The sequence below is a fragment of the Streptomyces dryopteridis genome (assembly GCF_049606955.1).
In the GTDB taxonomy this organism is placed as follows: domain Bacteria; phylum Actinomycetota; class Actinomycetes; order Streptomycetales; family Streptomycetaceae; genus Streptomyces.
The window spans coordinates 3,383,940-3,397,588 of sequence record NZ_CP187113.1; the positions used below are offsets into that span (position 1 = coordinate 3,383,940).

Genomic DNA, 13,649 nt, shown 5'->3' on the forward strand with positions numbered 1-13,649 from the left:
CCTACTAATTCAGTAGGTGGTTACTGCATGGCAACGGCCATGATGGGCGGGTCGTGGTCCACAAGGCCGCTGGATGGGGTGACTGTCGCCGGTAGTGTCGTCTGCCCACTCAGGTACCAGTTACGGCAAAAGGCTGTGGTCCCTAGATAGAAGTTGGACGGGCTGGAAGGGGCTTCATTCTGAATGTGGAAGTAGTAGAAATCGGTGGCACTTCCAGCGGTCATGAGGAACGCAAGCCAGTAGCGACCGGGCTGCATGACGTAACTTGCCGTTAGGGGAAGCGGTACGGCGCCCACGTGGTTGGTGTTCATGCCAGACGGGGAACCGCTGACCTGACCGGCCGCAGCGACGCTAGATAGCGCCGTACTGCCCGACCATGCGACGCGTGCGCCTGCCTCGCTGTAAATGCCCGCCATGAATCGTGCGGCGGGAATGGTGGTGGAGCCTGCCCAGCCACGTGCGTGGATAACCACCCGGTTAACCGTGGTTGCCTCAGTGATATTCACTGCGCACATGTAGAGCCGCTGAATGGCTGCCGCCTTGAGTGTGGTCGGGTTGGCGACCGAACCAGGGTCGACGGACCACGCCTCAAAACCTAGAGCCTTAGCGTTCCACTCGTTACGCCCGGTGCCATCGACGTAGAACTGACGCCCATTGGGTTCCTGAACCATCAGGCTTCCGCCTGCTGCCCACATGTTGATGCCGTTCGGGTTTGCCGCAGACGGGCCCCCTCCGGCGTCAATGGCGAGTACGCCGCTAACGCCGGAACCGATACTGGTTGAGCTTGCCGCTCCGCCAATGCGGATGTTCTTATCGGCGTAGAGATTCCCTAGGGGGAGTCGAATGCTACCGCTCTTGCGAACGGCCAATAGGTCAGCGGCTGCATCGTTCTGCACCTTGAGTGGGTCGGTGGCGGTAGCGTCAGCGCTGATCACAACCGGGCCGGGCGGGATGCCCCCGCCGGAACCAACGGTGACAATCGTCCCGTTGGTCTGCCGTACCTTCATAACGCCACCCTCGGCGTACGCCACTACGCCGTTAGTCGGGTTGGTTGTTGGGGCCACGTTGACGTTCTTGATGGCTAGTACGAATGTGCCCCCGGCGAAATCGGAAGTCGTGTCGCCAATGGCCATGTTGTATGCCGTGTTGGCTAGTGCGTTGCTGTACCAGGAACCATCCTTGAGTACGGTGAAGCGGGTCGTGTTGGTTCCGTCGCCGTAGACGTTCAGCGGCGCATTCGTGCCGTTACCTCGGAAGGTAGCCGCGACATTGGACGTGGTGCCGGTTGCCGACAGCGCACCAACATCCACAGCGTTAAGGGTGATGTCCGGGCCAAGCTTCGTGTTGACCGAATTCACATTTCCTAGACCGGGGTCGCCCTTGTCGCCCTTGAGCCCCTGGATTCCCTGGATTCCTTGCGCGCCCGTCGCGCCGGTATTGCCTGTGTCTCCCTTCGGGCCCTTGATGTTGCCAAGGGCGGAACCCCAGGAAGACGCGCCACGCTGCCACATGTCGCCGGTATCTGTGCGGATGAGAATGTCACCCGGCTTAGCGTCAGTACTCGGCGTGGTCGTGGTGTTCAGGAAGATTTGGGAGCCGTGAATGTCGGCCCCCACCTTCGCCCAGGTGCCGCCGGTCTTCTTCCAGTTCGTGACTGTGGTATGCGTGACACCTAGCAGCGTGCGAGTGTCGTACTGGACATAGAAGTCGTTGTTAAGCCCTGCGCCCGCAGCAGGGGCAGCGGTTCCGGTGAGTATCTGACTACCGGCCACGGGAACATAGTTCGGCGTGAGCGGGTCAGCCGGGGCAATGTCGGCAAGGTCAACGTCCGCCACGGCCTTAGGCAGCAGCATTGAGAACGTACGCGAACCGACCACACCAGAGAGGTTCTCTTTAACGGTGTAGGACCAGCTAGAGGGATTCGCCCCGGGTGCGTCGGTCGCCGGTAGCGTGACTTCAAAGCGGCCAGTCTCGTCAAGCTGAGCGACGACCGGACCGGCAATGAACAGATCGGAATCGGGGAACGTCAGCAGCGCGGGAATGCTGAACGTCACGGTTCCCTGTAGTGCGCGGCCATCCGGACCGTAGTAGGTGCCATGCACCTTAACCGTAGGGATTGAACCAGGAATAGGCATGGGCCCCCCAAAGAGGGGGACCACCTACTAACTCAGTAGGTGGTCCCGGAAGAATGGATGGTTACGGGCGGGCTAGGAGGCGGTCAATCTGTGCACGTAGCTCAGCGTTCTCGCGTCGCAGTTCGCGCACTTCCTTGTGTAGCGCGGCTAGCTCTTCGCCCTGCCGTTCAACCTTGGATCGGTAGGCTTCCGCCTCTTCCTTCCAAGACGCAACCATGCCGTCCCGGAATCGGCGCATGGTGAACGCGGCGAAGACGAGCAGGGGGACAACGATTTCCGCTGCCCCGAATAGTCGGGTTAGGTCCATCATTGTCCTTACACGAAGAAGTAGGGTTCGGTCAGGTCAGGCTGACGCGTCCATGCGGCATCCATGTTTCGGAGCCATGCCCACCCGTTAGGGGATGCCTCAGGAATTCGCTCCTTGGGTAGGCCAACGCAGTAATGCATAGCGCTAATGCCATACTCGGTGGGCTTGTTGGACCACCCGGCGGGAACGGTTACCCATCCGGTAGTTACGTTCGGGCGATTCTTTGGCAGAACCATCGTTTCGTAGCTGGTGTTGTTCGGCATTTCCAGCGAACCGCCGGTACCGGGTGCGGCCTTGTTTGTATCCTTGGAGAACACGAACACGTCAGTTGTCATCGGCTGCGTGACAGGTGCGGGCAGGAACGCGTACCGGTGCTGTAGCTCAACGGTGTAGACCGTGTTGTTGTCTTCATAGTCCCATCCGAAGGGGATGCCGTGAACCCAGCGAATTACGCCCGACCCGATATACCTCTCTGCGTCACCCTTGAGCTGTAGCACGCGGGACGCACTGACAATCTCACGCCCGGCATCGCTGGTGTGCCGGAACGCGGCAAGCCTGACTTCCGCCTCAGCCTTACCCGTGATCAGGAAGTCTGTAATGAACTTGCATTCCAGACGGTCGAAAGTCATTCCGGTTACGTTGGCGATGGAGACGCTAGACCAGACGTTTCCGCCGACCGGGGGGCGCCCCTGAGCCGCCCACTCAACTGCGGGATATCGGTCAAACTTATTGACCGGGGCAGGCGCACGCTCAATGGCGTTCAGGCGCCGCTTTACCTCAGAAAGCTCATTGATCAGCGAGGGCGGGACTACGTTAGCTTGGGTTGGCATTGCTGAATAGCTCCTTACTGGCAAGCGCTAGCTTGATAGTTTCGGTTCCGTTCGCGTCCACTGCCGTGGCGCATTCGGTCACAACGAATTCGTCAAAGAGCGCCACGTAACCCGCGTTCACGTCCACAGCGGTAACGTCCCCAGGTGTGAAGTCCAGCGGTCCGAACATGCCCGGGTAGAGCGTCAGCTCAGGAATTGCCACGGGAACGGCCCCCGCATTAATCGTTGCCTGAGCTTTGTCAATGAGGGTTTGGGTTTCCTTGACGTCGGTATATGAGCCGACCATGAGCCGTTCCGGCATGGTGGCTTCAAGGGACGGGTTAGTGAACACGCCAACGAGCTTTTCGCCGTTGCCCTTGTCGGCACCGGTTGCGTAGGCCACGGTGCATAGGGCGGTACTGTCGTAGCTCACAGACGTCACGTTGCAGTTCGCGCGGTGAGTGAGGCTGTGAGACGTGGCTACACCTTCACGGCTTGATATCAGGAACCGGTGACCAACCTTCTTTCCCGACGTCACCCAGTAAGGGGAGTAGCGGAAGTTGAAGCCCCCGATATTGTCGGCAAGCTCTTCGATTGCCTCAGCAGCGTTCTTGAGTTCGTATTTAGTCCACACCGTTGTTCGGATGTGGCCGGTTGAAGTGACAAGGCTGGTGTCCGTGGCAATGCCGTTGTCCGCGTTGAAGTAGGCGAACCAGTCCTTGAGGATGGTTGCTTGTTCCTTGCTCTTCGCGGTCCAGCCGTTGACGAAGTAGCGGCCCTGATAGTGCGAGTGGTAGCCGGTCGCATTGAGTGCAAGCGTTCCCGCGTCTATATCACCCACTAGGGTCCAAAGGATTCCACCCCACACAGGGATGTTGTCCCGCAGGACCACAAGGCCGCTCGCCCCCGGGCGAAGGGAGTTGGGGTCAGCCTCAGGAGCAAAGAGCGGTATACCGACGCTTGCGCTTCCGGCGCCGTTCAGTGCGTGCGTAAAAGCTAGGGAGGTAACCGGCAGCGTGGCTACTACGTTGCCGGTCTTTAGGTCCGTCTGAACAACGGCGTATGCAGCGCTGGTCACTAGACCCACCTATCCCGCCACGTGAGCACGGCTGTAGAGGCGGCATTCACCGCAAGGGTTGTCATGGATAGGCGGTGTTCGCCAAAGCCGTATTCGGGCCACGTAGAGCCGGGGGTAACTCGGTCCGTGAAGTCGGTACCCGTAGCCGTAGCCGTGACCCGCTGTGCCTCAGAGTCGATGGTGATTCCACCGGCAAGGTTGGTCATGCCGAACCAAAGGCCAGTCACTTCGTCAGTGAGCTTGCAGTCCTTTGCGTTGGTCAGCTTGATAAGTGGCCGGACGGCAACGGACCCAGGGGAGTTGAAGTAAAGCTTGGGGGTGGAACCCTGCCACGGGGCCGACAGGTTCTTAGTCGTCAATGCGTCGCTGTAAATGTGGGGGTCAGTGGCGAAGAGTTCCACCACTACGTTGCACACCTGATAGGCGAAGTTGAGATCAAGGGGGCCGGACCGCTTGCGCGCACGTACGTTCACGAACCCCGTTAGATCGCCGCCTACGCCAGGAAATCGGAACCGTAGGGGCTTCTCACGCTCGGCAGGCTGAAAGGCCGCGTAGAGCGCGCTGAGAGCTTTCGTGAACTCTTCCCGGGTGGCGCCGTAAACCTCAAGGGTCAGCGTCACGGTTCGGCCGTTCATGTAGTCATCGCCCGCGTACAGACCGTGACGCTGAACGAGCGTCAGATCAGATGTTCGCACGTCCGGCATGGACAGCAGACCGTCAACGCCAACGATAGAGACGGGCGAGTCAGGTTCACCCATGACCAGCCCGTTGAACTCACAAGTCCAGTCGTTCAACTCGCCCATCTCTACCCCCTATTGAGTTGGACCACCTACTAATTCAGTAGGTGGCTACCGGGGCGCCGTGCGCAGCGCCCATGCCACCTGCCGACCAATCGCGTACGGGTCGGCGTTGGTCTGCACGTTCACAACCACACCCCCGGCGGACGGGCCAGCGTGGTTGGGGATGACAGACGATCCCTTGGGGAGGTTCAGCCACTCAGGGCCACGCTCACCAACGCGGGTGAGGCCCCCTGCCGGACCACCCATGGCGCGGATCTTCGGAATGGGGTTGCGCGGAAGATCGACCCCAACCGGCCCGATTCCGATACGGTCCGGGATTGCCCAGTTGAGTAGGTCGATCAAGGAATTGATGGCGCTCTTGAGTCCACGCGCCACCGCGTCACCGATGCTTCCGCCGAAGCTAGCTAGCTGGGAAAGCCCCTGGCCTAGCGTGTCGATGATGGTTCGCCCGACACTCGCCGCAGCGCTACCGATGCTCCCGACGAAACTCATGATCCTGCCGGGTAGGTCCCGGAAGAATCCGATAACCGCGTCTAGTCCTTCCTTGGCCTTGTCGCGCACCCATAGGAAAGCCTCAGCGGTCTTCGTCTTGATGGTGTCCCAATGCTTGATCAAGAGCCCCGGACCCGTGAAATTCAGGAAGAGGTCAACCAGCCAGTTGAAGACCTGCTTGACCTTGTCCCAAACCCACTGGAAAGCCTCGGTCGTCCACGTCTTGATCTGATCCCAGTTGGTCCAAATCAACAGCGCTAGAGCAACGATTGCCGCAATGACAATGGCAATCGGGCCCATGGCAATTAGCCACGCTGCCGCCATGCGTGCCGCCTGCAACATGGACTGAGCACCCATGGCAATCCAAGTAGCCACCATGACCGCACCATTGGCCACGGCGGCAGCCGCACCGGCAACCCACTGCCCAACGACTATGGCGCCGGATATGACCGCCTGAGCCCCCGCCTTGAGCCACCCTCCGACCACTGCCCATGAGGCTGTGACCTGAGCGAAAGCGGATGTGGTGGACGCTGCCCCAGACGTCACCCACGCAGTCACGGCAGCGATTCCCTGAGTGACTGAGGTAACGCCCCACGTGATGAGCGCGGGAAGGAGAAACACCGTAATGGCCGTGGCTATTGCGGTGAAGGTGGTCTTGTGGTCACCGATGAAAGAGAAGGTGGAGTTGACCACTTCACCAAAGGTGCGGACCGCCGGAACGACATTGTCAACCAGGACGGTTTTTGCTGCACTTCCGATCGGGGCGAAAGTCCGGGCTAGGGATTCCAGCTTAGGAATTACCTTGCCGCCAACAAGGTCAACGGCGCCGGTCTCAAGGGTCCGCCAGAAAGCCGTCAGCTTGGCAGTAGCGTTATCGTGCATGGTCTTGCCTGCGCGATCGGCAGCGCCGGAAACCTTATCCAGTCCGTTGGACGCTGCCGCCGTGGCAGGGTCCATGGCAAACAGTGCCTTACCCATTACGTTCGCGGGATCACCGAAGAGAGCCGCAGCGGCATTTAGCTGCACGGTCTCGTCCTTGGTTCCCCGCAACGCCTTAAGCGTCATGCCTAGGGCTTCCTCAGCGGACTTGCCGCCCTTTTGCATCTTGGCGGCAATTTTGTCTGAGTTCAGCCCAATGGACTTGAACGCCTCTTCAACTGCCGTCCCGCCCGCAACGGCCTTTTCACCGAACTGGCCTAGCGCGTCGGCAACCTGGTCACTGTCTCGCGCTCCTGCCTGTAGGGCCTGAGAGATAAGGCCCATGGACGTCTTGCCGTCTAGGCCGATGCGCTCAAACTGAACCGAGTATTCGTTGAATGTGTCTAGCAAATCCTCAGCTTTATTTGAACCGTTCTGCGCACCGACAACGAGAATGTCAAAGGCTTCCTTGGCATTCTTCGCCATGCCGGTTTTAAGCATGGTGCCGACGGCATTAGCAGTAGGGCCGACGTCATCGCCTAGGACGGACGCAACATCCATTGCCCGCTTCGAGATGTCGGCAAGCTCATCCGACGTCGCTCCGGCCGGTACTAGACCCTGCTGCCAAAGGTTCTTGAGGGCCTCATTCGCGTCAGCGATAGACTCGCCGTAACCGGCGGAATAGACCTTACCCGCCGCCTGCCCAAGGGCCTTAGCCTGCTCAGGGTTGGCGCCTAGCTGCGCGGATAGGAGATCGTTACCGGCTTCCTTTTCGAGAGCCTTGCCAATACCCATGGCAAGCGCCCCGCCAATAGCGAGACCGGCGCCCAGTGCAAGCCCCTTGAGCTTTTCGCCAAAGCCCCCGACTTCCTGACCGGCATCCTCAATGCCGTTGGCAACTTCGTCCCCTAGGCGCCCCGCCTCTTCCGACGCTTCCTTTAGCGCGTCGGTTAGCTCAGTGCCTAGCTCAGAGACTTCCGCAGAAGCCTTGGCCATGCTCTTTGCTAGGTCGGAAACATCACCTAGCAATGTGATCTTGATGGGCTCCCCGGCCACGCCGCACCCCTATTCAGTTGTAACTCTGTGTATATCCCGCGGTATGCCGGCGGTATACGCAGAGTGAGAATTACGTCATAACCGGGGTCCGCCTGACCCCATCGGCCGGAGCCGACGTGCGCCCCCGGGACGCATTCCGGGCTTGCTTGTTCTGCTCTTCAACGTCGCTCACCATTTGGTCTGTGAGCGTGTTGAAATCCCTCAGCGAGAGTGAGCGCACATCGGCCCACGTAAGGCCCCTGTAATGCCCTACAAGCCGCGCACAGGTAATTACTCGCTGAGCGCGGTAGGGTCCTTCGGTACGGCCTTGAGGGAGATGCGCAGCTTGCCCGCATCCTCAGCGGTGAAAGTCGGGTCCTCGCGCCGCTTAATGACCACGGCCATAGCGCGAAGGAGCTTTGCCTTTCGCGCGCCCGGCTTAGCGAGCTGGTCTAGCGGACCGTCAATAATGTCTTCGATGATGTCAATCTCATCAATGGAGAGAGAGTCAATGTCGATGGACAGAACCTCACCCAGGGTGCCGACATTCTCGGCAGTCTTCTTAGCCATGGTTAACTCTCCAATTTGTTTTTGAGTACGGCGGTAATCTCACGCTCGTACGTATCCGAGACGGCTTCGGAATTCCTCGCCATTGCTCGGTAAAGGAATCGGTTAGGGCGAATGCCCCGCCGAGGAGAGCCGAAGTGAATTGCTCCGGCATAAGGTGCGCGGGCTTTAGTGCCTGCCTTGATGGCGGCGAAGTTAGCCGACGCGACCACCTTTACGGACTTGGCCAGTTTCCCGGGCCGGTACTTCTTGCTGTCCTTAGGTGTGCGCGTATGCTGCGGGACACCCGCTTGGGCATCCGGCCGGACTATCTCCGCTGCTGACTTGTTGGCGTCGCGCACGCTCTTGTTGAGGTCTTTGTCTTTGAGTTTCCTGAGAGCTTGCTTAAGCTCGTTCAGCCCATCGACCTGAACTGAAAACCTAGACGATGCCACGCGATCACCTACTAATTCAGTAGGTGCCCTTAAGGGGCAACCCATCCGGGGGTGGGCTCAATATAGGTGAGCTTGAGTGCAGCAGTGTTCGCCGTGCCCGGATCAAGAATGCGGAACGGAAGCTCAGCAACCGTGACGTCATCAACCGACGCTTCCGGTGAATCGCCAGTGAACTGGATTGCGGGTGCCTCGATCTTGACCGACGTGCCCGGGGTGAGCCCCACAAGGTCAACCGTCAGAGCGGCAATCTTGCCCGCCACAAACGCTTCGTAGACCTTGAGGGTGTCATTGGTGAACTCGCCCTCTAGCGTGCCCTCGTATGTCGGCACGGCGGCGCGTACAGGCTTGGCCTTGAGTGAGCTACCTCGCAGAAAGCGCCGATCAACCTTCATGCCTAGATCGCCGGTCAGCTCAAGGGAGTTAACTGAAAGCGGGACCGACACGTTGTCAATCTTGAGGGCGACGGCCGTACGTGACCAGTCGTAGGGGAGTGCGGCAGCGGGGTAGGTGATCGGTAGGAACTGACCAGCGGTAACGGTGTGCGAAACATCCTGAAAGTCAAAGTTCGCAGTGAGGGTTACCGCGTTCTCAACTTCAGCTGTCAGGGTGAATTCTGTTGCCTGGCAACCAACGTGCTTGTAGGCAACGTTCGTTCCGTCCGTGGTAGGCCGGATCATCTGCGACGTGAACGAGGGGGCAGCGCTCTGCGTGCTGGTCTCGAATACGTGCGTGGTCTTGCCAGTCGTTCCGTTCGCCGTGCTGGTGGTCTTATCGAAGATGGCAGAGAAGAGAGCAGCCGCGCCTGCGTCTAGTAGGTCAACTTCTAGTTCGCCCTCGCCGCCCATGTTGATGATGTTCCGGCGGTCGGCACGCGCGGTCTGTAGCCCGGTCCGGAATCCAACCGACTCAATGAACTCACGCGTAGTCTTCCAGCTATCTGCCTTGCCCTCATAGCCGAGCACGGTCGTAGCCGCAGTGCCGTAGGTGGTTTCCTTGCCAATGCCGATAGCAGCGTCTAGCGCCATGGGATCACTTCCTTAGGTGACGCGTCCGCGAATCTTGATGCGGACTGTGATAGCGGCGTAAGCGCCGTCGGTGTTTTCGGCCGTCTCCGTCTCGGAGGATTCAGGCCGGATGTCTATGAGCCCCGAAACACTGGCCCGGTCCAGAGACCGGCACGCTTCCGTGATGTGCTCACGTAGCCCGTAGACGGCCCTCTCAGCGGCTATCGGGTCACCCGGGGATACGACTAGCGCGTGTGCCTCTACGTAGCCCGTGACGGCCGTAGGCTTGTGCGGACCGGCACGCATGCCGGTGGGTACAAGTTCGTCATCCGACGTGGCGCCTAGCCACACCTGTAGGCGACGGTCAGCCTTGCCCGTCTCGGCGAAGGTGCACTGAACACCGGCAGGCACAAGGGACTTGAGCTTGGTGAAGAGGGCAACCTTTGCGTCAAAGATCAGCACGGTTCCCCCTACATGAAAATGAACGGCAAGCGGACGCGATAGCGGTTTAGCTGCGCGTTCACTTCCGGCAGAGAAGTGGGGCGCCACGTACCACCAGCCTGCGAAAGCTGGATAGAACCAAACTCACTTTGTAGCTGTAGGGCCCGGTCCGGAATGCGCGACACAAGGTCAAGGCAGTATTGCCGGGCGATAGTCCGCACACACCATTCAATGGTTGCGGGTGTGGGGTTTCCGGCCGTGCCCCACTTCTGGCCGGTGTAGCTTTCGACGGTCTCAACCGCGTAGTCAATCGCTTGACTGAGCGTGTTGTCCGCGAAGAGCGAAGAGTCTTCGAGCCCATCAAGGGCCCGCAACTCGTCAATGGTTACGTAAGACATGGGCCCCCCAAGGGTGGGGGACCACCTGCTGATTCAGTAGATGATCCCCCCTCAAGTACCGCTACGCCTTAGGCGCCAACGGTCAGAACCTTCGCGGCGCGCTCATCCACAAGCAGGCCGTCCGCACGCTGTAGGAAGCGGTAAACAATCTGGTCAGTGTTGAACTTGAAGTCAACGGACTTGTCCACGCGAAGACCACCGGCAAGACGAACGTTGTACTTGCTCAGGTCACCGAAGAGAATCTTGGTGTCCGGCACGCCAACGTCAGTCAGTACGGGACGACCGTTGAAGGTGTCCGGGGCGCCAACCTGAATGCTGGACTGCCATAGGTACTGACCGTCAGTGCCCTTTAGCTTGCGCATCTGCGCGGCGCGCTTGTCGGAGACGACGAATGCAGCGTTGGCGCGGTAGCTCTGCGGAAGCTCGTAGAAGAGATCAATGAGCGCATCCGAAACGGTCGCATCCTTGGCAACTGCGCTGAACGTAGCGGTAGCCGCAGACGCAGCAGTGAAGATGCCCTTGGGCTGTGCAGTACCCGAACCGGTCAGGAAGTGCGCACCCATGCCGGTACCGATCGCCGGACCCGCGTCGCCCACCAGGAAGCCAACAAGGTCTAGTGCCTGATCGGCAACGAACTCACTGGAAACAGTGGACGCGTAGCCGTACTTGTAGGCACCCACGGACCGCTGAACGGTGGTCGGCTGAGACTCGCCAATTGCCGCACCCTCGTTGACGATTGCAGCCGCAGCGCGGCCCGTAACAACGGTAAAGTCCATCGGCTCACCGCTGGACGTGGTGAGGATGGTAGCGCCACCCCGCATGATGGTGGAACGCTCTACCGCCTCAGCGAGTAGGCGACCGAAGAGCGTCCGGCCAAACGTGGTGTTACCCGGGTTGGTCTTCGTGTCGATAGCGCGAGTCTCAGGCGCGAACGTGGCCGACTCGTTGAATCCCATGGACCGAAGCTGACTTGCTGCCTCAGCTAGCTTGTCCTGAGTGTCGCCCTTGGAGCCGGTCCCCTTGAGACCGGCCATGAGAGCGGAGACACCCTCATTGGACTTGAGCGTCTCAATGCCCCGCTTAATCCGGCCGTCAAAGTCGGCAATGGAATCTAGTAGCTTCTCTTCCTTGGAGCGCGCGTCGGCGTCCATGGTCTTACCGGCAAACTCTTCGGCAAGTGCACGTAGCTCGTTCGCGGCACGCTCACGTGCCTCAAAGTTCGCGCTCAGGGTAGTAGCGTCCATGAGGTAACCCCTATTCAGTTGGTATGTAGTTGGACGTGTGACCACCTACTGAATTAGTAGGTGGGCCGCTTTCACGTAGTGGCGCGAACAAGCGGCGGAAGATTGCGGACGTGATCAATAGGCGCAACGTCCGGGGGAGTCGTAAGGCAATCGGGCAGTGAACGAAGCGCCGCTTCCGTGGTCGGGTAGGCGGGGTTCACAACGGGGCCGACTTCCACCACATCCATAGACGTGATCTCGCGGACCGGTAGGCCGGTCTCTTCGTCGTCGGCATTCGCGCGACGCTGCCCCCCATCGTTCACGCGGAACGTGAACGAACTCCCGGACAGATCACCGCGCTTGAGAAGTGCGGCTACATCCCTGCCGGTAGTGGTATCGGGTAGCTCAATCTCGTACCAGCCCCCGCGCTCATCCTCGCCCACGGTGAGGGTGCCGGACGAAACCCGCCCTAGCAGCGAGCGAGTGTCATGGTTGAACGTGGCATAGACGTCATTGGCCTTGAGGGACGGGCCACCAGCCCCGGGAACGATACGTTCCCGAAAGCCCCCAAGGTTGTGTGACAGCTCGTTGAATCGGTACGCGTAGCCCCGCATGACGGTCTTACCGTCCTCGCGTGCACGCTCCTCAAGTGGGCTAGTGAATAGGCGCAGTTCGCGCGTCTCAGTCATTGGGCGTGTCCCCCTCTTCGTCGGTTGGGTCCGGCTCATCCGGCTCTTCGTCCGGCTTATCCGCCTCGTCATCCGGCGCCGGGGGTTCGGGTGCAGGTTCCGGCTCAGGCTCTTCCGCTGCCACGTCGGCAAGGTTCATGGGCACACGGTGCGTGGCGCCCATGCCATCCGGCAGGGGTTCCATGTCTTCCCACGCGCGCACTTCGTCAATGCTGTAAATGCCCTGCTGTAGCCCGATGGAATACATGTCCATGCGTTCCTTCGGTGCCCCGCGCTGAATTCCATCAAGAGAGAACTTGACGAATAGCTGACGGTTCGCGGTCTCAGCGAAGAGCAGACGAGTAAGCCCCGCCTCAATGCGCTCAAGCCAGGGACGTAGGGAGAACTGAGCGAAAGCCTGATTCTGTTCAGCTAGGCCCGAACCCCATGACGTCGAATTAGTCGCATCGGCAATTAGGTGCGGGGGCACGCCGAAGATTCGGGCGATTTCCGGAACCTGAAATTGGCGCGTCTGTAGGAACTGGGCTTCATCCGGCGACATAGTCACCTTGGAAAACTTCGCACCCTCAGTCAGTAGCGCGACCCTATGCGCGTTGTCTGCACCCGAATTGGCCAGGCGCCACGCTTCACGCGCACGGGATAGGCCGTCTTCGGACATGGCGCCCGGTACCTCAACCACGGCACCCGGCATGGCTCCATTCGCGAAGAACTTAGAGCCGTACTTCTGGGCAGCAAGGGCGAGGCCGATGGACTCACGCGCGTAGGTGATGGGGGAGACCCCAGTGAATTCGCCCGGCAGCATCATCCCCGGGATATGGAGAATCTCCCTCGGGGTGAACCAGCCAATAGCAACTTCGTTGCCGTCGTCGTCAACGTCGAAAGCCTCAAATGCCTTACGGCGCTGACCGTCCGCCATGACCGTGTGCGTTGTGATGCGGGACGGGTCCAGCACGTCAAGCCCGGCAATGGTGGTGTTATCCGTAGTCCAGCGCACGGCTAGATACGCGTTGCCCTCAAGCAGTAGAGAGAGCACGCACTGAGACAGTAGGTCGATACGGCCAAGCCCGCCCGGCTCAGCGGTCGGATAGTCAAGCCACATAGGCGACTTGATTTCCTTCCGTACTCCGCCACGACGTGAGTACGTCGCAACAGGCAGGGTGGCTATCGTCTCGCTCAGAAGCCGGATGCAGCCGAAGACCGCCGACACCTGTAGAGCGGAAGACGCGTCCACGCGCTGACCACTTGCAGCGACTACACCCGGGTAGGGGTACATGTCGGACGTGTCTTCCCACGTGGCGCGCGACTCATCCGGGGTGCCC

Annotated in this window: 13 protein-coding genes; all 13 read right to left on the bottom strand. The window is 60.0% G+C overall.

Annotation, left to right across the window (positions count from 1 at the left end):
* Positions 1-20 precede the first annotated feature (20 nt).
* On the bottom strand, positions 21-2,054 hold the full coding sequence (locus ACN20G_RS14485; protein ID WP_424213189.1) for a collagen-like triple helix repeat-containing protein: 2,034 nt from the start codon (positions 2,052-2,054) through the stop codon (positions 21-23).
* Positions 2,055-2,450: 396 nt separating this feature from the next.
* Positions 2,451-3,071, bottom strand: coding sequence for a hypothetical protein (locus ACN20G_RS14490; RefSeq protein WP_424213190.1), 621 nt, complete (start codon positions 3,069-3,071; stop codon positions 2,451-2,453).
* 184 nt (positions 3,072-3,255) lie between these two features.
* On the bottom strand, positions 3,256-4,329 hold the full coding sequence (locus ACN20G_RS14495; RefSeq protein WP_424213191.1) for a hypothetical protein: 1,074 nt from the start codon (positions 4,327-4,329) through the stop codon (positions 3,256-3,258).
* Complete coding sequence (locus tag ACN20G_RS14500) at positions 4,329-5,132, bottom strand: hypothetical protein (RefSeq protein ID WP_424213192.1); 804 nt, start codon at positions 5,130-5,132, stop codon at positions 4,329-4,331. Before ACN20G_RS14500 ends, ACN20G_RS14495 begins: the two co-directional genes overlap by 1 nt.
* Positions 5,133-5,177: 45 nt before the next feature.
* On the bottom strand, positions 5,178-7,595 hold the full coding sequence (locus ACN20G_RS14505) for a phage tail tape measure protein (protein ID WP_424213193.1): 2,418 nt from the start codon (positions 7,593-7,595) through the stop codon (positions 5,178-5,180).
* Between the two features lie 270 nt (positions 7,596-7,865).
* On the bottom strand, positions 7,866-8,144 hold the full coding sequence (locus tag ACN20G_RS14510) for a hypothetical protein (protein ID WP_390784085.1): 279 nt from the start codon (positions 8,142-8,144) through the stop codon (positions 7,866-7,868).
* 2 nt (positions 8,145-8,146) lie between these two features.
* The gene (locus tag ACN20G_RS14515; protein WP_424213194.1) at positions 8,147-8,575 is read right to left on the bottom strand and encodes an HK97-gp10 family putative phage morphogenesis protein; all 429 of its coding nucleotides are present in this window, start codon (positions 8,573-8,575) and stop codon (positions 8,147-8,149) included.
* A gap of 29 nt (positions 8,576-8,604) precedes the next feature.
* Complete coding sequence (locus ACN20G_RS14520) at positions 8,605-9,600, bottom strand: phage tail tube protein (RefSeq protein WP_424213195.1); 996 nt, start codon at positions 9,598-9,600, stop codon at positions 8,605-8,607.
* Positions 9,601-9,612: 12 nt separating this feature from the next.
* Entirely contained in the window at positions 9,613-10,041 is a 429-nt protein-coding gene (locus tag ACN20G_RS14525) for a hypothetical protein (RefSeq protein WP_424213196.1), read from the bottom strand.
* Positions 10,042-10,049: 8 nt separating this feature from the next.
* Complete coding sequence (locus ACN20G_RS14530) at positions 10,050-10,418, bottom strand: hypothetical protein (protein ID WP_424213197.1); 369 nt, start codon at positions 10,416-10,418, stop codon at positions 10,050-10,052.
* Positions 10,419-10,486: 68 nt separating this feature from the next.
* Positions 10,487-11,662, bottom strand: a complete 1,176-nt coding sequence (locus ACN20G_RS14535; protein WP_424213198.1) for a phage major capsid protein — start codon at positions 11,660-11,662, stop codon at positions 10,487-10,489.
* A 71-nt stretch (positions 11,663-11,733) separates the two neighbouring features.
* Positions 11,734-12,330, bottom strand: a complete 597-nt coding sequence (locus ACN20G_RS14540; RefSeq protein WP_424213199.1) for an HK97 family phage prohead protease — start codon at positions 12,328-12,330, stop codon at positions 11,734-11,736.
* The gene (locus ACN20G_RS14545) at positions 12,323-13,561 is read right to left on the bottom strand and encodes a phage portal protein (RefSeq protein ID WP_424213200.1); all 1,239 of its coding nucleotides are present in this window, start codon (positions 13,559-13,561) and stop codon (positions 12,323-12,325) included. The genes ACN20G_RS14540 and ACN20G_RS14545 overlap by 8 nt, the downstream gene beginning before the upstream one ends.
* Positions 13,562-13,649: the final 88 nt, after the last annotated feature.